The organism is Saccharopolyspora thermophila (assembly GCF_014646075.1).
Taxonomy (GTDB): domain Bacteria; phylum Actinomycetota; class Actinomycetes; order Mycobacteriales; family Pseudonocardiaceae; genus Saccharopolyspora; species Saccharopolyspora thermophila.
The window spans coordinates 93,590-116,106 of the sequence record NZ_BMMT01000008.1 but is presented as its reverse complement, the minus strand read 5'-3'; the positions used below and the strand labels follow the sequence as shown (position 1 = coordinate 116,106).

The window sequence follows — 22,517 nt, the reverse complement described above, 5'->3', positions numbered from 1 at the left end:
GTCCGTGTCCAGTGCCGAACTGGATCGAGAAAGCGTCGCGAAGCTGGGGAGATCCAGCGCCCCGAACCGACCGCACACCCCACCACCGTCGTCCTCAATGGACAGAGGCGGCCCGCCGAGTGGCGTTCGTCACGACGCACCGCGGGCCCGCGTGGTTTTCGCATCGCGAAACACCGGGGCGGTCGTGGTTTCCTGGTGGCACCGGGAACGCCTGGAGGCACCGATGCCCACCGACGCCCTCACCGCGGTGATCGACGACCTACCGCTGGTCGACCACCACGTGCACGGCGCGCTTGGCGCCGACGTCGACCGCGCGGCGTTGGAGGGCATGCTCACCGAATCCGACCGGCCGATCCCGGAGTGGATGACCCAGTTCGACTCCCAACTGGGCTTCGCCGTGCGCCGTTGGTGCGCCCCGGTGCTCGACCTGCCGCCGCACGCCAGCCCGCAGGACTACCTCGCGCGCCGCACCGAACTCGGCACCGTCGAGGTCACCCGGCGCCTGCTGGCGGCCAGCGGCATCGAGCACTACCTCGTGGAAACCGGCTACCGGGGCGGCGACGACCTGCTCTCGCCCGCCGGGATGGCGGCGGCGTCCGGAGCCCGCGCGGACGAGGTGGTGCGGCTGGAGGCGGTGCTGGAGAACCTGGCGCGCGACGGGGTGGCCGCCGGGGAACTGCCGAGGCGGTTCCCGGAGGTGCTGGCGGAGCGCACCGCCGACGCCGTCGCCCTCAAGAGCATCGTCGCGTACCGCTGCGGCTTCGACTTCGACCCGCAGCGGCCGAGCGACCCGGAAGTCGTCGCGGCGGCCGGGGGCTGGCTGCGCTCCGGCGGTCCGGTGGCCGACCCGGTGTTGCTGCGGTTCCTGCTCTGGTGCGGGATCGACCGCGGCCTGCCGCTGCAGCTGCACGCCGGCTACGGCGATCCGGACGTCGAGCTGCACCGCTGCGACCCGCTGCTGCTGACCCGGTTCGTCAAGCTGGTCGAGCCGTCCGGGGTCGACCTCCTGCTGCTGCACTGCTATCCGTTCCACCGCAACGCCGGGTACCTGGCGCAGGTGTTCCCGCACGTGCACTTCGACGTCGGGCTCGGCATCAACCACACCGGGCTGCGCTCGGCGGCTGTGGTGGCCGAATCGCTGGAACTCGCGCCGTTTTCGAAAATCCTGTTCTCCACCGACGCCTGCGGCCCGCCGGAACTGCACCACCTGGGCGCGCTGCTGTGGCGGCGCGGGATGCGCCGGGCGCTGTCGGCCTGGGTGGACGCCGGCGAATGGTCCACATCGGACGCCGCCCGGGTGGCGCGGATGATCGGACGGGACAACGCCCGCCGGGTCTACCGGCTGACACCTTGACACCGCACTGACGGGCGGATAACTTCGCGCCACTTCGAAGACATCAGACGTCTGATCAGTAGGTGGTCGCGGTGTCCCTGCCCGATGAGCTGGCCGAGCAGCTACTCGCGGCCATCATCGACGGCACCTACCCGCCCGGGGCCGCGCTACCGTCCGAAGGCGAACTCGCCGAGCAGTTCTCGGTCAGCCGGTTGACGGTCCGCGAGGCGGTGAAGGCGCTGCGGGTGCAGAAGTGGTGCGCATCCAGCGCGGCCGCGGCACCTACGTCAACGCCCCCGCGCACTGGAGCGCACTGGACCCGATGATCCGGGCCGCGAGCTCCCCGCGGTGCAGCGCCGTGGTGTCGGAAAGCCTCATCGAGGCCCGGCGGCTGCGGGAGGTCGGCGCGGCCGAACTCGCCGCCACCAAACGCACCGAGGACGACCTGGCGCAGCTGCGCGACCAGTTGCGGGACATGCGCACCGCCGCCGGGACCGGCGACGTGGAGCTGTTCGTCGCCGCCGAACCTCGCCTTCCACGCCACGATCATGCAGGCCACCGGCAACACCATCATCCCGCTGATGTTCGAGCCCTTCGGGAGGTTGCTGGTCAAGGGTCGGCGGGAGACCGCCGCGGTCGGCGAGATCCGGGCCAACGCCCTCGAACAGCACACCCGCATCCTGCACGCGCTGGAGTCCGGCGATCCCGCGCAGGCGCGGCAGGCGATGGCCGCCCACCTCGCCCAGACCGCCGACGACCTGCGCACACACGTCATCGCCAAGCACCCCGTGGAGTAGCAATGCCGCACCCCAGCGCGCCGATCCCGGTCGAAGAGCTGCTGACCGGGCTGCCCCCGGTTCGCACGGTCGACCCCACCGAGATCGCCGAGAGCACCGCCACCGGACCGCGCCTGGTCGTCCTCGACGACGACCCGACCGGCACCCAGACCGTCGCCGACATCCCGGTGCTGACCGGCTGGACCATCGACGACCTGCGGTGGGGCCTGCGGCAACCGGGCGGCGCCTGCTTCGTGCTGACCAACACGCGAAGCCTGTCGTTCGCCGACGCCGCCGCCCGCAACCGCGAGGTCGTCGACGCGCTCGCCGCGGCGGCGCGGGCCGAAGGCGTCGACTTCGTGCTGGCCAGCCGCAGCGACTCGACGCTGCGCGGCCACTATCCGGGTGAGACCGACGCGCTCGCCGACGACCTCGAACGGCACGGCCGCCCGGTGGACGGCGTGGTCATCGTGCCCGCCTTCCCCGACGCGGGCCGGTTCACCGTCGACTCGGTGCACTGGGCGCGCACCGCTGCCGGGATGGTGCCCGCCGGGGACACCGAGTTCGCCCGCGACGCCACCTTCGGCTACCGCAGCTCCGACCTGCGCGAGTGGGTGGCGGAGAAGACCGGCGGCCGGGTCGCCGCCGAGGCGGTTCTGGCCATCACCCTGGCGGATGTGCGCACCGGTGGGCCGGAGCGGGTGGCCGAGCTGCTGGGCGGTGTCCGGGACCGGCGGCAGGTCGTGGTCGACGCCGCCTGCGACGACGACCTTCGGGTGCTCGCCCTCGGTCTGCTGCGGGCGGAATCGAACGGCGTCCGGCTGCTGTACCGGGTCGGCCCGGCGTTCGTGCGGGCGCGGACCGGCCAGGCCGCGAGCCCGCCGCTGGACGGCGAGGTGCTGCGCGCGTACGGCAGCGGGCACGGGTTGATCGCCGTCGGCTCACACGTCGGGTTGACCACCAGCCAGCTCGCCGGGTTGCGCTGCCTGGGCGGGATCGAGGAGGTCGAGCTCGACGTGCCGACGCTGCTGGACCCGGCCGCCCGCGACGCGCACGTCGCGGAGGTCGCGGCCCGCGCCGCGGCGGCGATGTCGCGCTGCGACGCGGTGATCCGCACCAGCCGCGCCCTGGTCACCGGCCGCGACGCCGACGACAGCCTGGCCATCGCCCGCGCGGTGTCGTCCGCGCTGGTGGCGACCGTGGCGGCGGCGGTGCGCGCGCACCGGCCCGGGTTCGTGGTGGCCAAGGGCGGGATCACCGCCAGCGACATCGCCACCGACGGCCTGCGCATCCGCCGCGCCATCACCCGCGGCACCCTGCTGCCGGGCATGGTCTCGCTGTGGGAGCCGGTCGCCGGCGAGTCGGCCGGTATCCCGTACGTCGTGTTTCCCGGCAACGTCGGCGACGAACAGGCCCTGGCCCACGTCGTCCGCGCGCTGCGCGACCGGTGAGACCGGACACCGACTCGCACGGCGGGTGTGCGTCGCGGGCCCGAGCCCGCACCCGGCACCACACCAGACGATCCACTGTGGAGGAATGATGAGCAAGCCGCGGGTCGCGGTGATCGGGCTCGGCGCGATGGGGCTGCCGATGGCCGGCCGCCTCGCCGCCGAGTTCCCGGTGACCGCTTTCGACCTCGACGCCGACCGCCGGGCGCAGGCCGCCGACGCGGGCGCCACCCCGGCCACCACGGCCGCCGAAGCGGCGGTCGACGCTGACGTGGTACTGCTCGCCGTGCGTGACCAGCAGCAGGTCGAGGCGGCGCTGTTCGGGCCCGACGGCGTCGCGACGACGCTGCGCCCCGGCGCGGACGTCGTGCTCACCAGCACCGTCGGTCCGCAGGCCGCCAGGGCGACGGCGGCACGGCTGCCAGACCACCGGGTGGTGGACGCGCCGGTCAGCGGCGGCCCGGCGCGTGCGGCCAGGGGCGACCTGTTGATCGTGGTGGGAGCCGCCGACGACGCGTTGGCGGCGACCCGACCCGTCCTGGAACGGCTGGCCTCGACGCTGACGATCATCGGCCCCAACCCCGGCGACGGCCAGGCGCTCAAGGCGATCAACCAGCTGCTGGCCGGGGTGCACATCGCGGCGGCGGCCGAGGCGGTGGCGCTGGCGCGGGGCATCGGCCTGGACCCGAACCTGGTCGTCGAGGCGCTCAGCCAGGGTGCGGCGAGTTCGTTCATGCTGGCCGACCGCGGCCCGCGGATGATCGAGGCATACGGGGAGGGCGCGGAGGTGCGGTCGCGCCTGGACATTTTCGTCAAGGACATGGGCATCGTGGGGGACCTGGCCCGGGACGCGCACGTGCCCACCCCGCTCGCGGCGGCGGCCCACCAGCTCTACCTGCTCGGCGAGCGGGCGGGTCTGGGCGCGGCGGACGATTCCGCGGTCGTCACGGTCCTCTCCCCCAAGGACTGAACCCCGCCCGCCCCCGACACGGCGACATCCCACGACACACGACACGCGGAGGGCATTCACGGAGTTCGCGCCCGTTGCGCGGCGGCGCCGGTACGGGCAGCGCCGCGGCGTAACGGGGCGGCGCAAGCACCGCAACGGGGCGGTGCAGGGTCGCACCGAGACCGGGAGCACGCCGCGGCCGGTGCCGGACATCCGGTGGGAGCGCGGTCAGCTGGGGTGGGTGCGGATGTGGCCGGAGGCCGAGACCACGTCCGGGAGGTTCTGCCCCGCGCTCCGCCCGTCGTCGATCGAGAGCGTGAACACCGACAACGCCTTGTCCTCCGGGTGACCGGTCGCGTCGAACGACAGCCAGCCGCTGGCGCCGGGCACCGCCTCCGAGCCGTGCATGACATGGAACTGCTCGGCGACCGTCTCGGCCGTGATCGCCGCGGCGTCCTGGCCGCTGCCCGCCGCGCGGCGGATCGCCGTGATCGTCACCCCCACCGCGTCGAAGGAGGCGATGGCCATGCCGTCACCGGCCGAGTCGTCGCGAAAGACGTTGCGGTAGGAGGTGCGCAGCTGCGGGTCGCGGAAGTACCGGATCGCCTCCTGGTCGAACGCCCACGGGGCCGCGTCCCAGGCGCGCGGGGTGGACAGGTGGGTGTACTCCAGCGTGGTGTTCGGCGACAGCGTGCGGCGCACCTCGTCGACCCCGGCGAGGTCGACGACGCTGTCCAGGGCCAGCACCCGCAGCCGCAGGTCCGGGCAGGGCCGGTTCTTCAGCGCCCCCATCAGCAGGGCGAGGTCGCGGTAGCGGCCGGAGAAGAAGATCGCGTCCGGCCGCGCCGCGCAGATGTTGCGCACCATGGCGGGGAAGGTGTTCGCGGTGCCCAGCGACGAGTCGTAGATCTCCGGCCGGATCAGCTGCCGCCCGTCCCGCGGGTACTCGCTGTTGAACGCCTCAGCCAGGTTGTTGGCCAGCAGGTCGGACTGGTTGGCGTCCTGCACCAGCATCGCGCGGCGGGTGCCGGCCAGCCGCCGGACCATCGCCCGGACCTGCTCGGTGTTCGACGGCGCCACCCGCATCAACCCGGTGAACCGGCCCTGCCGCTCCGCCTCGGTGAACACGTCGGCGGTGATCGTCGCGCCCACCATCGGGATGCGGTACTCCGCCAGCCGCTCGATGGCCCGCGCCGTGCCCTCGTGGCTCTGCCCAAGCCCGGCGACCGCCACCACCCGGTCGTCCGAGTGCTGCGCCTGCCGGATCCGCTCCACCACCGGCTCCCACTGCTGGAACCGGGTTCCGGGGTTGGCGGGCAGCAGCCGGATCAGCGGGAAGTCGCCCTCCCAGCCGCCGTCGTGGTTGGCGCGCAGCTGGGCGATGTAGGCGCCCCGCAGGGCGTTGCGGGTGGCCTCGACGGTGACGGTGTCGCCCTCGGCCAACGTCATCGGGGCGAGGTAGACGATGCTGACGTACGGCCTGCCCTGCGCCAGCACCCAGTCGTTCTCCTCCTTGATCTTGCGCTGGACGTCGGCCAGCATCGGGTGGAATTCGAAGGAACCGTCGGATATCCCGATGCACTCACCGTCCGGGCCGAGCCGGTCGACGCCCGCCGCGCAGCGGCCCGCCTGCCACACCCAGAACACGCCCCCACCGGCCAGCAGCAGCACGACGGCGGCCACCGCTAGCACCTTCATCCGGTGCTGCTGCCACCACGTCCGCTCCACGTAATTCGCCACCGACTGCCTCCCGGGTCAGGCGTACTTCTCGCTCTCGCCGAACAGCACCACGAATCCGGCCCGCGCCTGCCGCGCGAGCTGTTCGAACTCGCTGCGCACGATGCCGCGCAGGGTCCGGCCGGGGTCGCCCAGCGGGTCGGACATCAGCCACTTCGCCGCCACCAGCCGGGCCAGGTTCGCGTTCGCCGCCGGGGCCGCCCGCACCAGCTGCTCCACCTGCTCGCGGGGTTCGCGGTCGGTGGGCAGGCGGTTGGGCGCGGCCGTGATCAGCTCAAGGCGCTGCAACCACGGGTGCACGTCGGCCTCGGTGCTGATCTGCTCGAACCGCTGCTGGAGGTGCGCCACCACGGCCCCCAGGTCCTGCAGGGCCAGCGCGTGGTAGAGCGCCAAGGCGGTGTTGCCGTTGTCGCGGTGGTGCTCGCGGTGCCGGGTGTGCACCACGACCCAGCGCTGCGGGTGGTCGTCGGGCCGGTTCGCCAGCTCGTGCAGCAGCAACCGGCGCAGCCACGGGTGCAGGGCCAGCCGGTTCTCGTGATCCAGCACCGACCACAGCCGACTGCGGATCTCGTGCAGGACGCCCGCGGCGCCGTCGCTGCCCAGGCGGACCTCGGCGCGGGTGGCCAGCTCCAGGTTCGGCGCCGCCGACAGGCCGACCAGTACCTCCCGCTGCGCGGCGTCGAAGTCCCGCAGCAGGTAGTCCCGGGCCCGCTCGGCGAGGGGCGCGGCGCCCGCGGCGCGGTGCTTCAGCACCAGCCGCATCGCCGAGCCCGTCGGCCGGTCACCGAGCGCGGCGCGGACCTCCTGCACACCCCACGGGTGGCCGCCGGTCAGCTCGTGCACGAACGGCGCCGCCGCCGAGCCCGCCGCGAACCGGCCGACGATCGCCACCTCCGCGGGCACCAGGTCGCGTAGGTCGATCGGGTACCACCAGGAGTCCGGTCCCCGGTCCGGTTCGCGGTGGTCGGCCCAGTCGGCCAGCGAGGCATGCTCCGGGGCGACACCCCGCTGCCCCCACCTGGGGTGCCACTGCCGACTGGTGCCGACCACGACCAGCGGGTCCGGTTCGTGGCGCTGCCGCAGGGTGAGCAGGAGGTCGAGGAACCGCATGCCGCCGGGCGAGTCGACGTTGTCCAGCAGCGCCACGCAGTTGGCCCTGCGCCGTCGGCCGCGGCGGCCCCGGTACGCCTCCCGCAGGTCGGCGAGGAACGCCGCGCAGAACACCTCGTCCATCAGGTCGCTGTCGGCGGCCCCGATGTCCACCAGCACGTCCTGCAGGTTCGGGGACCGCTCCGGTACGGCCTCCCGGATGCCGGAGGCGCGACGCAGTCTATGTCGCCACCGCAGTGATTCGCTGCCCCGCAACAACGTCTCGGCGGCCAGCTTCGACCACCACGGAACCACGCCGCCCTGCATGACGCTGTCGATGACGCCTTCGACCACGGTGTGCGTGCGTTCGGAGAACTCCGCGTCGGCCGCCGCGGCGGCGCGGACCTGCGCCAGCGCCTTCTCCCGGTTCTCCGGGTTCAGCTGGGCGCCGACGACCAGCAGGCACAGCATGAGCTGCCGGAAGTGGATGCGGCCGGAGCTTTCGTACTTGCGGCTCAGCTCAAAGGCCAGCTCGGTGACGATCGCCCGCGGCGAGGTGTCGGGCTGCTCCAGATCGGACGCGGCGTGCGGCACCAGCATCCCGCAGCGCCGCCGGATGTCGCCCAGCGCTGCGGTCTTGCCGCTGCCGCGCGGCCCCGCCAGCACGATGACGGGCAGGTCCGCCCCCGCCGCGCGCAGGTCACGGCGCACGCACTGGCGCACGAGCCCCTCGACCACGCCGGACCGCCCGGCCAGTTCGCCGCCCCCAGCCATCCCTCTCCCTTGATCACCCCCGAGGGATCCAGTGTCACCACTGCCGGCGATGAGTCAAGCGGTTTGCGCGAAATCGGCGGGAACGCCCGAAACCGCCTCGGCCCGGCACGTGCGCGCGGCGCACCGCAACCGAGGTGACCTTCAGGCCCGCGTGGCCAGCCAGCCGAAGCGGCGCAGAGCGTTCGCGAAGCGTTCGGTGTCGGCGGCCAGACGTCCGAGGCGGATCACATCCACGTCACCGGTGGGGATACGGCGTGCCTCGTCCGCCAGGTCCTGTTGCAACACCAGCATTTGCGGACGCCATCTCACGCGGCGTGTCGATCCGCGCCGGGATCATCCCGTCCGCCACTGCCCGGTCGGCGAGCTCCGGAAATGCGGCGGCCACGAAGCAATCCGCGCATTCGTGCATCCCCGCCGGCAACCCGGGGGACGGCTCTCCCGGCGGCGAGCACTCCTCCACCTCCTCTGCCTGGAACAGCCGGCGGCACCAGGACCGCACCAAGGAATCATCTGCGCCGCAACGAATGTGCGCGAACCTGCACCAGTCCGGCACAACCCCCGGCCGGTACTGGAAATGGCGAATCCCCTTGGCAGCCCGGATAGTTGAACCATATTCCGGTTTCGTGGACATCATCCCTCCGCTCACTGCTTTCGTTCTCGACCACCCGATGTGGTCATTACTGAACTTTGTTGCAACGTGCCACCATCAACAACGCCGTGACCATGGGCGCAACAGGTGATCAGTGCTTACGAACGGAGAGAGCTATGACGAGAACCCCCAGAAGCCGAGCGCTTGGGAACGCGCTTCGCGAGGCTCGGCAGGAGCAAGGACTGACGGTCCGCGGGTTCGCCGCCCAGCTCGGCCGAGACCCCGGGGTCCTGTCGCGATGGGAAACGGGTGATCGGATACCGAAGCCGGAACAGGTCGCCCAGATCCTGACGGCGCTGGGGGTGAACGGGGAGCGCTACGAGGAAATCATCGGTCTTGCTTACGGCGCAAGCGATTCGAGCTGGGTAGCGACGACGCTCCCCGAAAACCGGCAGCAAACCGCCGCCTTGCTCGACCTGGAGCAAAACGCGACCAAGATAACCGAGGTGTCACCCCTGCTCATCCCCGGCTTGGTGCAGACGACCGACTACATCCGCGGAATCATGGGATCAGGTCTGCCCGCTGGCGAACTCGCGACCCGCGTCTCGATCCGGGTCGGGCGGCGCGAGGTGCTGACTGGCCCGCAAACCCGTCCAGTTCGTAGCCATGATCGGCCAGTCGGCGCTGACGCAGGTCATCGGCTCCCGTAAGGTTCTCACCGAGCAGCTCAGGTACCTCTTGAAGGCCGGGAAACGCCCGAACATCGAGCTGCGGCTCATCCGGTCCGACACTGGCTGGAATCCCGCGCTCGACGGACCGTTCATGCTGATCGAAACCCCTTCCGGGGCGGCCGTCCACCTCGAGAACCGCAAGTCTGGCCTCTTCCTCCATGAAGAAGCAGACATTCGCATGTACAGGCAGGCGATCGAGATGGTACGAAAAGAGACGCTGAGCCCCGAAGACTCGGCGAAGCGCATAGCGGACCTGGTTGGCAGGATGGAGCGGAAGGAATGACCGACCCGAAGGTCTGGATCAAGTCGTCCCGCAGTCAGAGCACCGCGACCTGCGTCGAATTGACGACGAGCCTAGACGAGATCCGCGACTCCAAGGACCCGCACGGCCCCACCCTGCGCGTAGACGTCGCCACGTTCGTACAGGCCGTCAAGCGCGGCCGGTTCGACCGCTGAGCACAGACGGGCCCCGCTCGGAGCTCCCAGGCGGGGCCCACCGCGTTCGTCAGTCCTTCAGCTCGCAGAGGGTGGTGCCCTGGGACACCGAGTCGCCCGGCTGAGCGGACAGGCCGGTGACGGTACCCGCCTTGTGGGCCGTCACCGGGTTCTCCATCTTCATCGCTTCCAGGACCGCGATGAGGTCGCCCGCGGCGACCTCCTGGCCGTCGGTGACGGCGATCTTGACGATGGTGCCCTGCATCGGCGCGGTCACCGCGTCGCCCGACACCGCGGCGGCGGTCTTGCCCGCGGTACGCCTGCGGCGCTTGGCCCTGGCCGCCGGGGCGGCCGACGGCGCGGCGAACTCGGCGGGCAGCGTGACCTCCAGGCGACGACCGCCGACCTCCACGGTGATGGTCTGCCGGGGCTCCGGCTCCTCCGCCTCGGCGCCGCCGGTGAACGGCTCGACGGTGTTGTCGAACTCGGTCTCGATCCAGCGGGTGTGCACGGTGAAGCCGTCGGTGCCGACGAACGCCGGGTCGCGGACGATCAGCCGGTGGAACGGCAGGACCGTGGCCAGGCCCTCCACGACCATCTCGTCAAGCACCCGCCGGGATCGCTCCAGCGCCTGCTGCCGGTCCGCGCCGGTCACGATCACCTTGGCCAGCAGCGAGTCGAACTGCCCGCCGATCACGCTGCCGGTCTCCACCCCGGCGTCCACCCGGACACCCGGGCCGTGCGGGGCGACGAAGCGGGTGACCGTGCCGGGCGCGGGCAGGAAGCCGCGGCCCGGGTCCTCGCCGTTGATGCGGAACTCGATGGAGTGGCCGCGCGGCTGCGGGTCCTCGGTGATCCGCAGCTTCTCGCCGGCGGCGATGCGGAACTGCTCGCGGACCAGGTCGATGCCGGTGGTCTCCTCCGACACCGGGTGCTCCACCTGCAGCCGGGTGTTGACCTCCAGAAACGAGATCGTCCCGTCCAAACCGACCAGGAACTCCACGGTGCCCGCGCCGTGGTAGCCGGCCTCGGCGCAGATGGCGCGCGCCGCCTCGTGGATGGTGCGGCGCTGCTCGTCGGTGAGGAACGGCGCGGGCGCCTCCTCGACAAGCTTCTGGTGGCGACGCTGCAGCGAGCAGTCACGGGTGCCGACGACCACGACGGTGCCGTGCTGGTCGGCCAGCACCTGGGCCTCCACGTGCCGTGGCCGGTCGAGGTAGCGCTCCACGAAGCACTCGCCGCGGCCGAAGGCGGTCTCGGCCTCGCGCACCGCCGAGGCGTACAGCTCGGGGATCTCCTCCAGGGTGCGGGCCACCTTCAGGCCGCGCCCGCCGCCGCCGAAGGCCGCCTTGATGGCGACCGGCAGCCCGTGCTCCTCGGCGAACGCCACGACCTCATCAGCTCCGGACACCGGGTCCTTGGTGCCCGGCACCAGCGGCGCCCCGGCGCGGGTGGCGATGTGCCGGGCGGTGACCTTGTCGCCGAGGTCCCGGATGGCCTGCGGCGACGGCCCGATCCACACCAGGCCCGCGTCCAGCACCGCCTGGGCGAAGTCGGCGTTCTCCGACAGGAAGCCGTAGCCCGGGTGCACCGCGTCGGCCTCGGCGCGCTTGGCCACGTCGATGATCTTGTCGATGTTGAGGTACGACTCGCCGGGTGTGGAACCGCCCAGCGCGAACGCCTCGTCGGCCAGCCGCACGAACGGCGCGTCGGCGTCCGGCTCGGCGTAGACGGCGACCGAGGCGATGCCCTCGTCCTTGCAGGCGCGGATGACCCGCACCGCGATCTCACCGCGGTTGGCGATCAAAACCTTGCTGATCGGCGTCACGTCCACAGTGGTCAACTCCTCATTTCCCGGCGCGACGCCGGACAACTGGTGACATCTGGTTGCTCAGCCCGGTAGCGCCGAGGCACGCCAGGCGTGCGGCCCCGGCCGCAGCGGGCGGCGCCCCACCGGGTGGCGGAGCGCGGCGGACCGGTCACCCCACAGCGACATCGGCTGGCGCACCGGTGCGGACGCGGCGGCCCGCGCGGCGGCCAGACCGGTCAGCGCCGCGGTCAGCGCGGCGATCTCGACGTCGTTGGGATTGCCGCGCACGACGCGCAGCACCGGCCGCAGCGGCGCCGCACCCTCGTCCTGGCTCATCGAACACCTCCTCGCGGGAGTCCCGCCCTCGACGTCACAGCGGGATGTTGCCGTGCTTCTTCGCGGGCAGGTGGGCGCGCTTGTCGCGCAGCATCCGCAGCGACCTCGCCACGTACCCGCGGGTGTGCGACGGCGGGATGACCGAGTCGACATAGCCGCGCTCGGCGGCGACGTACGGGTTGCAGAGGGTGTCCTCGTACTCCTGCTGCAGGCGGGCGCGCAGGGCCTCGACGTCCTCCCCGGCCTCGGCGGCCTCGGCGAGCTGCCGTCGGTAGAGGATGTTCACCGCGCCCTGGGCGCCCATCACCGCGACCTGCGCGGTCGGCCACGCCAGGTTGATGTCGGCGCCCAGGTGCTTGGAGCCCATCACGTCGTAGGCACCGCCGTACGCCTTGCGGGTGATCACGGTGACCAGCGGGACGGTGGCCTCGGCGTAGGCGTACAGCAGCTTCGCGCCGCGCCGGATGATGCCGTTCCACTCCTGGTCGGTGCCCGGCAGGAAGCCCGGCACGTCGACGAACGTCAGCACCGGGATGTTGAACGCGTCGCAGAACCGCACGAACCGCGCCGCCTTCTCGCTGGCGTCGATGTCCAGGGTGCCCGCGAGCTGGGTGGGCTGGTTGGCGACCACGCCCACCGGGTGTCCCTCGATCCGTCCGAAGCCGGTGATGATGTTCGGCGCGAACAGCGCCGAGGTTTCCAGGAACTCCTCGTCGTCGACGACCCGGGAGATCACCTCGTGCATGTCGTACGGCTGGTTCGGCGAATCCGGGATCAGCACGTCCAGCTCCCGGTCGGCGTCGGTGACCGCGTCGGCCACCGAGCCGACACTGTTGTCGAGGCCCTCGAAGACGGGCGCTTCGGCCAGGTTGTTGCTGGGCAGGTACGACAGCAGTTCCTTGACGTAGGCGATCGCGTCCGCCTCGTCGCTGGCCAGGTAGTGCGCGTTGCCGGACCGCGAGTTGTGGGTGCGGGCGCCGCCCAGTTCCTCGAACGTGACGTCCTCGCCGGTGACGGTCTTGATGACGTCCGGTCCGGTGATGAACATGTGCGAGGTCTGGTCGACCATCACGGTGAAGTCGGTGATCGCCGGGGAGTACACGGCGCCGCCCGCGCACGGTCCCATGATCAGCGAGATCTGCGGGATCACACCGGATGCGTGGGTGTTGCGCTTGAAGATCTCGGCGTAGAGGCCCAGCGCCGCCACGCCCTCCTGGATGCGCGCCCCGCCGGAGTCGTTGATGCCGATCAGCGGGCACCCAACCTTGAGCGCCAGGTCCATGACCTTGACGATCTTCTCGCCGAACACCTCGCCGAGCGAGCCGCCGAACACGGTGAAGTCCTGGGAGAACACGCAGACCTTGCGGCCGTTGATGGTGCCGTAGCCGGTCACCACGCCGTCACCGTAGGGCCGGTTGGCGTCCATCCCGAAGTTCGTCGAGCGGTGCCGGGCGTGTTCGTCGAGCTCCACGAACGATCCCGGGTCCAGCAGCATGTCGATCCGCTCGCGCGCGGTGTTCTTGCCCTTGGCGTGCTGCTTGGCCACCGCGCGCGCCGAGCCGGCGTGCACCGCCTCGTCGCTCCGCCGGTACAGATCCGCCAGCTTGCCGGCGGTGGTGTGGATGTCCGGCACGTCAACCGGCGGCTGACCGACCGGTTCCGTCGCGCTGCTCATGCAACCAACCCGTCCTCGAAACCTGTTCGATTCCAGTGTCCACCGTCCAGCCCCCGCCCAGGCAGACCTGGTCCACGCGGAGCGTAGTGCGGACCGCCACTCGAAGTCAACGTCGAAGTGAGCAGCCCCTAGTATGTCGTGACCAGCAGTAACGTCACTTTCAGCGGGTTTGAACTGTTAAGTGAATCGTGGTTAGCAGCCCTGTGCCGCTCAGGGGAGGTCCTGTCGCACCGCCTCGACCGGGGTGTCCAGCATCAGCGCCGACCCGATCCGCAGCAGCGCGTCGACGTCGCGCACCGCGCCGGTGCGGGCCATGTCGTTGGCCGCGGTCAACGCGGCCTGCACCAGGATCCGGGAGCGCACCGGGTCCAGCTCCGGTCGCGCCTCGCAGAGCAGCCCCACCCACTCCGCGACGTAGGCGTGCTGCGTCTGCCGCGCCCGGTGCCGCTCCGCGTCCGGCAGGTGGTTGACCTCGCTGACCAGGATGTCGATGAACCGGCCGTGGTCGAAGGCGAAGGTGATGTAGGAGCGCAGCAGCTCCCGCAGCGCGTCGTCAGCGGCCGGGGTGCTGGCCAGCGTCCGCTCCAGCTCCACCTCCAGCCACGCGCTGCCGCGGTTGATCACCGTGCTCAGCAGCTCCTGCTTGCTGGCGAAGTAGTTGTACAGGCTCGGACCGGCGATGCCCGCCGCCGCGCCGACGTCCTCGGTGGTGACCTTGGTGTAGCCGGCGTCGGAGAACAGCCGCATCGCCGCGGCCAGCAGCAGCCGCCGCCGCGAGGCGCGCCCGGCGAACAACGCGGCACGCCGGTCGGGGTCCTCGTCGCGCCGGTCGGCGAAGCGCAGCGGCGGCTGGTTGCCGATGACCACCACCATCGCACGCAGCAGCTGCTCGAACTCCCGCCGCGGCAGGTCCACCTGGTGGTACGACGGGCTGGTCAGCACGCTGAACATGCACCAGGCGCGGAACCGGGCGTCCTCGCCGGTCAGCTCCGGCCGGAAGGCGCGCGCCACCTCGGCCAGCCCGCTGGCGACCCCGCGCAGCTCCTCGCGCAACACGTCGCGCTGCTCCTCCGGCAGCTGCCGAGCCTCACGCTGCCACAGCACGCCCAGCTGGCGGTGGTCCAGCGCGGCGGTGGCCAGCTCGGCGACCACCTCGTCGAGGTCGCGGTCGGTGACCTGCGCGGTGATCGCACTGAACGGCTGGAGCTCGTCGAGCACCACCCGGGTCAGCAGTTGCTGCTTGCCCGCGAAGTGCCGGTACAGCGCCGAGGAGCCCACGCCGACCGCCTCGGCGATGTCGCTCATCCCGACACGCGCGTAGCCGAGGCGGTAGAACAGGTCGGCCGCCGCGGCGGTGATCAGCGCGCGGCGGTTACGCGGCCGGGTCCGGCGGGCAGGCCGACTGGCCGTGTCGGTCACCTCAGCCATCGCAGCCTCCCCTCTGCAGGTGTCGCGGACCATACTTTCGCACCGCGTCGGGACCGCGCCAGGACGGCATGGCCCAGAACACGCCGTCCTCTGCGGACGGTGCGCGGGGCTGCTCGCGGATGGTGGACGACGTGGTCACCAGCGCCACAGCGTTCGCGCGACGAGATCGGCGGGGTCGGCGTCGGCGAAGCGCTCGGCCTCCCCGCGGCGCACCGCGAGCACGGCGTCGTGCAGTTGCGGGCCCATGGCCTCGGCGAGCACCTCCGACGCCGCCAGCGCGTCAGCGGCCTGCGCGGCATCCGTCGGCAGGCGGCGGATGCCCGCCTCGGCCCGCGCGGCCTCGCCCAGCGCCGCGGGGTCGCCGGTCGTCTCCGGCGGCAGGCGCAGACCGGCACGCACCCCGGCCAGCCCGGCGGCCAGCACCGCGCCCACCACCAGGTAGGGGTTGGCGGTGGCGTCGAAGCACTTGACCTCCGCGTTGGCCGCCCACTGCTGGGTGCCGACCGTGCCGGTGATCAGCCGCAGCGCCGCCTCCCGCGCCTCCCGGCCCCACACCTGCCAGACCCCGGCCCACCGCGACGGCTCCAGCCGCAGGAAGCTCGCCGGACTGCCGCCGCCGATCGCCAGCAATGCGGGCAGTTCCCGCAGCACCCCGGCCAGGAACGCCTCGCCCTCCGGACGCAGCCCGTGGCGCCCGGAACCACCGGCGAGCAGGTTGCCGTCCGCGTCGCGCACCGACAGATGCAGGTGGGCCCCGGACCCCGCCTCGCCCGGCACCAGGCATGGGGCGAAGGTCGCCCGCCACCCGTACCGCCGGGCCACCGCACGCGCCGTGTGCCGCACCAGCAGCGCGTCGTCAGCGGCGGCCACCGGGGCCTTCGCCGCGACCGACAGCTCCACCTGGGCCAGCGCGTACTCCGGGTGGAACTGCTGGACCTGGAGCTGCTGCGCGTGCAGTGCGGCCACCAGCTCGCGCGCGTAGTCGGCGGTCGCCTCCAGGCGGGCCTGGCCGTAGGCGGGACCGGTGCAGGCCGGGACGAACCGGGTGTCGTCGGCGCTCAGCGCCCACTCGTGCTCGAACGCGGCCAGCGCGATCAGACCGGCTGCGGCTGCCGCGTCCACCTGGCGCCCGGCGAAGGCCCGCTGACAGGCGACGAACCGGTGTCCGTCCTGGTCGTACTTGTCGGCCGGGGCCCACGCCCAGCCCGGCAGCGCCACCAGGCGGACCAACCGCGACGCGTCCGGGACCAGCCGCAGGTCACCGTCCGGGCCGCCCAGGTAGCGCCCGCGCACCATCGCGTCGTCGCAGGTGAAGGTCTCGAAGCACGGCGAGGCGCCGACACCGAACCGCGTCGCGGCGGGCAACCGGTCCAACGGCACCGACTTCACCCGCACGATCCCGGCGTTGTCCACGAAGGACATCTCGACCATCTCGACGCCGTCCGCCCGCAACCGGGACACGACGTCGGCCAGCGCTGACGGCTCCTCGGCGGGAATGCGCTCCGGCCCCATCCTGCCACGGTATCCGCATTCCACCGCTGGAGTGCGAGTGCCCACATTGAGGCAGAACCTGGGGGCTCATCGCACCGCCTCGGACCTCGCTGCCTCGGCCGCTGCCTTCAGGGAGGCGTGTGTCGGTGCCTCCGGCACGTGCGCGGGCCGCAGCTTGCGGAACTCCTCGCGCAGCACCGGGACGACCTCCTCGCCGAGGATGTCCAGCTGTTCCAGCACGGTCTTCAGCGGCAGCCCGGCGTGGTCCATCAGGAACAGCTGCCGCTGGTAGTCGCCGACGTACTCACGGAAGCCCAGCGTGCGGTCGATGACCTGCTGCGGACTGCCGACGGTCAGCGGGGTCTGCTCGCTGAACTCCTCCAGCGACGGGCCACCGCCGTACACCGGGGCGTGGTCGAAGTACGGGCGGAACTCGCGCACCGCGTCCTGGGAGTTCTTCCGCATGAACACCTGGCCGCCGAGGCCGACGATCGCCTGGTCGGCCGAGCCGTGCCCGTAGTGCTCGAAGCGCTGCCGGTACAGGTCGACCATGCGCTTGGTGTGCTCCTTGGGCCAGAAGATGTTGTTGTGGAAGAACCCGTCGCCGTAGTAGGCGGCCTGCTCGGCGATCTCCGGGCTGCGGATCGAGCCGTGCCAGACGAACGGCGGGATGCCGTCCAGAGGGCGCGGTGTCGAGGTGAAGCCCTGCAGCGGGGTGCGGAAACGGCCCTCCCAGTCGACCACGTCCTCCCGCCACAACCGGTGCAGCAGGTGGTAGTTCTCGATGGCCAGCGGGATGCCCAGGCGGATGTCCTGGCCGAACCACGGGTACACCGGCGCGGTGTTGCCGCGCCCCATCATCAGGTCCACCCGGCCGTCGGCCAGGTGTTGCAGCATCGCGAAGTCCTCGGCGATCTTGACCGGGTCGTTGGTGGTGATCAGGGTGGTGGCGGTGGACAGGATCAGTCGCTCGGTGCGGGCCGCCACGTAGCCCAGCATCGTCGTCGGCGAGGACGGCACGAACGGCGGATTGTGGTGTTCGCCGGTGGCGAAGACGTCCAGGCCGATCTCCTCTGCCTTGAGCGCGATCCGCACCATCGCCTTGATCCGCTCGGCCTCGGAGGGCGTGCGGCCGGTGGTCGGGTCGGTGGTCACGTCACCGACCGTGAAGATGCCGAACTGCATGTGCGCTCCCCCGCAGGCCGAACTAGTACGAGATTCAACTGTTTCTGCGAACGATTCTGCGCGGCGAGTTGTTCCCGGCGGCCACGGGCAGCCGGGCCCCACGTCACACCGCCCACCACGACGCGCCGGGGCGTGTCGGCCCCGTCGGACACCCCGGTCCATCGGGGCCCGTGCGTAAGATGCGCGCCGTGGCTTCCCCCGATCGCGCGGCCGAGCCGACCAGCTCGTCGGCCACTGCCCTGCAGGTCCTCCAGCGGATCTTCGGCTACGACTCCTTCCGCGGTGACCAGCAGGAGATCGTCGAGCACGTCATCGGCGGCGGCGACGCCCTCGTGCTGATGCCCACCGGCGGGGGCAAGTCGCTGTGCTACCAGATCCCGGCGCTGGTCCGGCCCGGCACCGGCGTGGTCGTCTCGCCACTGATCGCGCTGATGCAGGACCAGGTCGACGCGCTCAACGAGCTCGGCGTGCGGGCGGGCTTTCTGAACTCCACCCAGAGCTACGAGCAGCGGCGCGCCACCGAGGCCGCGTTCCTCGCCGGTGAGCTGGACCTGCTCTACCTGGCACCGGAACGGCTCCGGCTCGACTCAACCACGGTCCTGCTGGACCGCGGCGAGGTCTCGCTGTTCGCCATCGACGAGGCGCACTGTGTGGCGCAGTGGGGCCACGACTTCCGCCCCGACTACCTGGCGCTGTCGGTGCTGCACGAGCGCTGGCCCGCGGTGCCGCGCATCGCGCTGACGGCCACCGCGACCCCGGCCACCCGCCAGGAGATCGCCACCCGCCTGGAGCTGACCGGCGCCCGGCACTTCGTGGCCGACTTCGACCGGCCCAACATCCAGTACCGGATCGTCCCGAAGAACGACCCCCGCAAGCAGTTGCTGCAGCTGCTGCGCACCGAGCACGCCGGCGACTCGGGCATCGTCTACCGGCTCTCCCGCTCGGAGGTGGAGCGCACGGCGGAGTTCCTGGTGAACAACGGCATCCCGGCGCTGCCCTACCACGCGGGCCTGGACAAGGAGGTGCGCGCCGCGCACCAGTCCCGGTTCCTGCGCGAGGACGGCCTGGTCATGGTCGCCACCATCGCGTTCGGCATGGGCATCGACAAGCCCGACGTGCGCTTCGTGGCGCACCTGGACCTGCCGAAATCGGTGGAGGGCTACTACCAGGAGACCGGGCGCGCGGGCCGCGACGGGCTGCCGTCGACGGCGTGGATGGCCTACGGGCTGCAGGACGTCGTGCAGCAGCGCAAGCTCATCGAGCTCTCCGAGGGCGACGAGGCGCACCGGCGCACCCAGTCGCGGCACCTGGACGCGATGCTGGCGCTGTGCGAGACGGTCGAGTGCCGCCGGGTGCGGCTGCTGGCCTACTTCGGCCAGGAGGCGACGGCCTGCGGGAACTGCGACACCTGCCTGGCACCGCCGAAGTCGTGGGACGGCACGGTCGCCGCACAGAAGCTGCTGTCGACGGTGGTCCGGCTGGACCGGGAGCGCAACCAGAAGTTCGGCGCGGGGCAGATCATCGACATCCTGCGCGGCAAGAAGACGGCCAAGGTGGCGCAGTTCCGGCACGACGCGCTGAGCGTTTTCGGCGTCGGCGCGGACCTCAGCGACCACGAGTGGCGCGGCGTGATCCGCCAACTCCTGGCACAGCGGCTGCTCGCGGTCGAGGGCGACTACGGCACGCTGGTGCTCACCGAGTCCAGCAAGGAGGTGCTGCGCCGGGAGAACCCGCGCCAGGTGCTGCTGCGCACCGACACCGCCCGCGCCGGCTCGCCCAGGGAGAAGGCGACCAAGCAGGCGCCGCAGGACATGCCGCCGGAGGCGGAGCCGGTGTTCCAGCGGCTGCGCGCCTGGCGCGCGGCGACGGCCCGCGAGGAGAACAAGGCGCCGTTCATCATCTTCCACGACTCGACGCTGCGCCAGATCGCCACCGTCCAGCCGTCCACACTGGACGAGTTGGGCACGATCAGCGGCGTCGGCGAGCAGAAGCTGGCCAAGTACGGTCGGCAGGTCCTCGACGTCCTCGCCGTCGAGTGAGCCGACCGTCCTTTCGGGACTGGCGAATGCGGTACTGGCAGCAGGCCGGTGCGTGGGAGCAGCTGGTCGAGGTGCTGCTGGCCAAGTTGCGGGCGGCTGATGTGATCACTTTTCCCGGGCCGTGATCGATTCGTCGACGGTCCAGGTCAAGCGGGGGCGTGATAGCCCAGAAGTCGGGCCGAGTCCGGTTGACCGCGCCCGCCCGGGCTCCAAACACCACATCATCTGCGATGCCCAGGGCACCCCGATCCGGGTGAAGTTGACCGCCGCGAAACCCACGACGTGACCCAGCTACTGCCCATGGTCGCCGACCTCCCGGCGATCGCGGGCAAGCACGGACGCCCGCACACAAGATTCCTGGAGCTCTACGACGACACCGCCTACGACTCCAACGCCGCACGCAAGGCACTCCGCGATGGGCATCATCCCGTTCCTGCGACGCAGGGGGCGCGAGAACGGCTCCGGACTCAGCACCTACCCATGCGTCGTGAACACGCCATCGCCTGGCTACCCGGCTTCCGCAGACTCCGCATCCGCTGGGAAAACCTGACCTCACGCACGAAGCATTCCTGCAGCTCTCACTAGTCAGTGGTATCGCCTGGTTTTTTGTTTTTCCAGTAGATGAGCTGGTTGCGGGTGGTGAGGGTGTCGGGGTGGTCAGGTCCGTAGGGCGTCCGCAGCCGCCCGAGCCGTTAGTTCGTGTTGTTGGTGGGTGAAATTCTCGCGAGTGGCGCGCTGGACGAGCGCGTGTATACGCACTTCCTGGGACACCGATGAGGGATCGAGAGTAATCAGGCTGAGTCGGTGCAGGCAGCCGAGACCGTCAGATGCCTGGTCCGTGTCAATCTCGCGGCCCACTGTGGTGGTCAACAGGTTTGCGATGGCCTCGGTGGCGAAAACTAGGCGGGGGATGCCGTTGGCATCCAGCAGGCTGGCGACCTCCAACAACGGTTGCGCGAGCCCGGCTGGTCGCAGCTCGTTGGCGAGCTCGACCGACAGTGACCAGGTCGCGGCTACTGTCGCGTGATGCTGGTCGGGTAGTGACTGGGGTTCTGGCAGCAGGGATGCCAGTTGGTGGCGGCGGCTGGTCAGTCGCCGCTGGTACTCGGCGCATGATAAGGCGCGATCTTGCATGTAGGCGCTGACCTGGGCCAACGCCAGTGGCAAGTAGCCCAGTTCTTCCGCTAGCTCGGACGCGCCCTCTAGCAGGGAAGGCTCGTCTGCCAGCTTGGCCCGCAGGTAGGCATTGGCTTCGTCGGGGGTGAACACTCCGACGTCGATCATGCGACGGTCGTGACCGCGCAGCGCGGAGTCTCGGCGGCGGGTGGTCACCACGATCTGCCCGGTGCTCGTGTTCGGTGGCCACAGATCCCGGAGGTCGTCCGGGCGCTGGAGGTCGTCCAGCACGATCAGCCACCGCACCGACGTCGAGGCCAACCACGCAAGAAGCCGCTGAGCACCAAGTTCCGGCTCAGGGTCCTCGATGCCAGTTAGCTCCGTCGCCAAGCGCGCGTAGCCGGAGATGATGGCTTCCCGTGAGGTCGCGGTCACCCATGCGACCAGATCAGCCGCACCTGACTTCCACACCCGCTCGGCGTAGTACCGTGCGACTTGGGTCTTGCCCACGCCGCCCATTCCGGAAACCACGACGGAGTCCGAAGACAGCACCACGGTGTCGCCGGAATCCAACACTCCCGTCAACGCCTTCGTGACATCTCGTTCCTGAATCTTGTCGGCAAGTGGCGGGAAACTGCCCGACCAGTACGGCAGCTTGACTGGCGCATGTCCTGCGCTATGGAAATGGACCCCACCCTCGACGACTCCCGCCTGCACCACATTCTGGGCTGAACCCGACGCCACATTCCACGCAGCCGCACCCGGAACCCGGTCGCCGAGACGATCATCCATGCTCGCAAGCATTCCATAGCACGTTTTGTCACATCCGCGATGTCGACCAAAAAGCCGATGACCGGTAGGATCCCCGTACCGACAGGGATAAAAAGAGGTCGCGGCCTGTGCTCACCCGCGAAACAGGCTACCTAGCGCTTCACTCGATCGGCGCAGGGACACGTCGCTGTTGTCTCGCCGTCAGGTTCCATTCGCTTTTTCCCTGCCTGGGGATTCCCCAGGCAGGGGTGGTTCGTCAGGCAGGCCCTGAGAAGGTGAAGCCGCCGGGTTTGCCGTTGCGGTCGGCGATCAGCCCGGCCAGGGTGGCCACCGCGATCTCCGGCGGGGTGCGAGAGCCGATGTTCAGCCCGATCGGCCGGTGCACCCGCTTGATCTCGGCATCCGGGACGCCGAGCTCCCGCAGGGCCGCCACGTGCGGTCCGACGTGGCGGGGGTTGCCCATGATGCCGACCCACCGGACGTCGTGCGCCAGCACGTCGCGCAGCACCGGCCCGAGCTCGGCCCGGTGGTGGTCGGTGACCACGACGTCGACCTCCGGGCCCAGCTCCGGCACGGACCGCACCACGTCGAGTCCCTCCGGCACGGCGCGCTCCGGGTCGGGCTCGACCAGCAACAGCCGGAAGCCAAGGTCCCGGCCGTACCGGAGCAGGTGATCGGCCACCGGCGAGGCGAAGACCGCCACCAGCGCGCGATCACCGGTGTCCATCGAAACTTCACCGTGCGCCACGGCGCACGCGGCATCCTCGGTCATGCCCCCAGTCTGCCACACCCGATACGGTCCACA

General features: G+C 71.0%; 20 protein-coding genes and 2 pseudogenes. 11 read left to right on the top strand and 11 right to left on the bottom strand.

All coding sequences use genetic code 11. From position 1 onward, the window contains the following. The first annotated feature begins 223 nt into the window (after positions 1-223). From IEY17_RS13240 to IEY17_RS13225, 6 genes and pseudogenes are all read left to right on the top strand, one after another. On the top strand, positions 224-1,354 hold the full coding sequence (locus IEY17_RS13240) for an amidohydrolase family protein (protein WP_188987665.1): 1,131 nt from the start codon (positions 224-226) through the stop codon (positions 1,352-1,354). A 71-nt stretch (positions 1,355-1,425) separates the two neighbouring features. Then, positions 1,426-1,659, top strand: coding sequence for a FadR/GntR family transcriptional regulator (locus tag IEY17_RS25420; RefSeq protein WP_229680119.1), 234 nt, complete (start codon positions 1,426-1,428; stop codon positions 1,657-1,659). Then, a pseudogene (locus IEY17_RS25415) lies at positions 1,656-1,799 on the top strand (GntR family transcriptional regulator); the annotation flags it as partial. The gene IEY17_RS25420 and the pseudogene IEY17_RS25415, both read left to right, overlap by 4 nt. Positions 1,800-1,872: 73 nt before the next feature. After that, positions 1,873-2,130: pseudogene (locus IEY17_RS25410) on the top strand (FadR/GntR family transcriptional regulator); the annotation flags it as partial. Between the two features lie 2 nt (positions 2,131-2,132). Next, the gene (locus IEY17_RS13230; protein ID WP_188987664.1) at positions 2,133-3,560 is read left to right on the top strand and encodes a four-carbon acid sugar kinase family protein; all 1,428 of its coding nucleotides are present in this window, start codon (positions 2,133-2,135) and stop codon (positions 3,558-3,560) included. A gap of 88 nt (positions 3,561-3,648) precedes the next feature. Then, the gene (locus tag IEY17_RS13225; RefSeq protein WP_229680118.1) at positions 3,649-4,527 is read left to right on the top strand and encodes an NAD(P)-dependent oxidoreductase; all 879 of its coding nucleotides are present in this window, start codon (positions 3,649-3,651) and stop codon (positions 4,525-4,527) included. Between the two features lie 207 nt (positions 4,528-4,734). Here IEY17_RS13225 and IEY17_RS13220 read toward each other — a convergent pair whose 3' ends face one another. The 3 genes from IEY17_RS13220 to IEY17_RS13210 form a co-directional block, all read right to left on the bottom strand. Further along, on the bottom strand, positions 4,735-6,246 hold the full coding sequence (locus IEY17_RS13220; RefSeq protein WP_188987662.1) for a type 1 periplasmic-binding domain-containing protein: 1,512 nt from the start codon (positions 6,244-6,246) through the stop codon (positions 4,735-4,737). Between the two features lie 15 nt (positions 6,247-6,261). Continuing rightward, entirely contained in the window at positions 6,262-8,106 is a 1,845-nt protein-coding gene (locus IEY17_RS13215) for a hypothetical protein (protein WP_188987661.1), read from the bottom strand. 141 nt (positions 8,107-8,247) lie between these two features. Further along, a complete protein-coding gene (locus IEY17_RS13210) occupies positions 8,248-8,397 on the bottom strand; it encodes a hypothetical protein (RefSeq protein WP_188987660.1) in 150 nt (49 codons plus the stop codon). Between the two features lie 474 nt (positions 8,398-8,871). On the opposite strand from IEY17_RS13210, the gene IEY17_RS25405 reads away from it, so the two are divergent. Genes IEY17_RS25405 through IEY17_RS13200 form a run of 3 tightly spaced genes read left to right on the top strand, consistent with a single transcriptional unit; the run spans position 8,872 to position 9,882 of the window. Continuing rightward, a complete protein-coding gene (locus IEY17_RS25405) occupies positions 8,872-9,405 on the top strand; it encodes a Scr1 family TA system antitoxin-like transcriptional regulator (RefSeq protein WP_229680117.1) in 534 nt (177 codons plus the stop codon). Further along, on the top strand, positions 9,362-9,709 hold the full coding sequence (locus IEY17_RS25400) for a DUF5753 domain-containing protein (protein WP_229680116.1): 348 nt from the start codon (positions 9,362-9,364) through the stop codon (positions 9,707-9,709). The genes IEY17_RS25405 and IEY17_RS25400 overlap by 44 nt, the downstream gene beginning before the upstream one ends. Continuing rightward, entirely contained in the window at positions 9,706-9,882 is a 177-nt protein-coding gene (locus IEY17_RS13200; RefSeq protein WP_188987659.1) for a DUF397 domain-containing protein, read from the top strand. Before IEY17_RS25400 ends, IEY17_RS13200 begins: the two co-directional genes overlap by 4 nt. Positions 9,883-9,931: 49 nt before the next feature. On the opposite strand, the gene IEY17_RS13195 is transcribed toward IEY17_RS13200, so the two are convergent. The 6 genes from IEY17_RS13195 to IEY17_RS13170 form a co-directional block, all read right to left on the bottom strand. Continuing rightward, the gene (locus IEY17_RS13195) at positions 9,932-11,695 is read right to left on the bottom strand and encodes an acetyl/propionyl/methylcrotonyl-CoA carboxylase subunit alpha (RefSeq protein WP_188987773.1); all 1,764 of its coding nucleotides are present in this window, start codon (positions 11,693-11,695) and stop codon (positions 9,932-9,934) included. Positions 11,696-11,752: 57 nt separating this feature from the next. After that, on the bottom strand, positions 11,753-12,007 hold the full coding sequence (locus IEY17_RS13190) for an acyl-CoA carboxylase epsilon subunit (protein ID WP_188987658.1): 255 nt from the start codon (positions 12,005-12,007) through the stop codon (positions 11,753-11,755). A 34-nt stretch (positions 12,008-12,041) separates the two neighbouring features. Then, positions 12,042-13,682: an acyl-CoA carboxylase subunit beta gene (locus IEY17_RS13185; RefSeq protein WP_188987657.1), complete on the bottom strand. Its 1,641-nt coding sequence runs from the start codon at positions 13,680-13,682 to the stop codon at positions 12,042-12,044. A 210-nt stretch (positions 13,683-13,892) separates the two neighbouring features. Continuing rightward, positions 13,893-15,110: a TetR/AcrR family transcriptional regulator gene (locus IEY17_RS13180; protein ID WP_188987656.1), complete on the bottom strand. Its 1,218-nt coding sequence runs from the start codon at positions 15,108-15,110 to the stop codon at positions 13,893-13,895. Positions 15,111-15,245: 135 nt separating this feature from the next. Further along, a complete protein-coding gene (locus IEY17_RS13175) occupies positions 15,246-16,622 on the bottom strand; it encodes a type I glutamate--ammonia ligase (RefSeq protein WP_188987655.1) in 1,377 nt (458 codons plus the stop codon). 66 nt (positions 16,623-16,688) lie between these two features. Next, positions 16,689-17,786 (bottom strand): LLM class flavin-dependent oxidoreductase, encoded by a 1,098-nt coding sequence (locus IEY17_RS13170; protein ID WP_188987654.1) that lies wholly within the window; start codon positions 17,784-17,786, stop codon positions 16,689-16,691. Between the two features lie 179 nt (positions 17,787-17,965). Between IEY17_RS13170 and recQ the strand changes: the two genes are divergently transcribed. Both recQ and IEY17_RS26090 read left to right on the top strand, forming a co-directional pair. Continuing rightward, positions 17,966-19,825: a DNA helicase RecQ gene (recQ, locus tag IEY17_RS13165; protein WP_188987653.1), complete on the top strand. Its 1,860-nt coding sequence runs from the start codon at positions 17,966-17,968 to the stop codon at positions 19,823-19,825. 121 nt (positions 19,826-19,946) lie between these two features. Then, the gene (locus IEY17_RS26090; protein ID WP_188987652.1) at positions 19,947-20,111 is read left to right on the top strand and encodes a hypothetical protein; all 165 of its coding nucleotides are present in this window, start codon (positions 19,947-19,949) and stop codon (positions 20,109-20,111) included. Between the two features lie 371 nt (positions 20,112-20,482). On the opposite strand, the gene IEY17_RS13155 is transcribed toward IEY17_RS26090, so the two are convergent. Together IEY17_RS13155 and IEY17_RS13150 are read right to left on the bottom strand one after the other, a co-directional pair. Next, positions 20,483-21,745: an NB-ARC domain-containing protein gene (locus IEY17_RS13155; RefSeq protein ID WP_188987651.1), complete on the bottom strand. Its 1,263-nt coding sequence runs from the start codon at positions 21,743-21,745 to the stop codon at positions 20,483-20,485. A 223-nt stretch (positions 21,746-21,968) separates the two neighbouring features. Next, complete coding sequence (locus IEY17_RS13150) at positions 21,969-22,484, bottom strand: XdhC family protein (RefSeq protein ID WP_188987650.1); 516 nt, start codon at positions 22,482-22,484, stop codon at positions 21,969-21,971. Between the last annotated feature and the right edge of the window lie 33 nt (positions 22,485-22,517).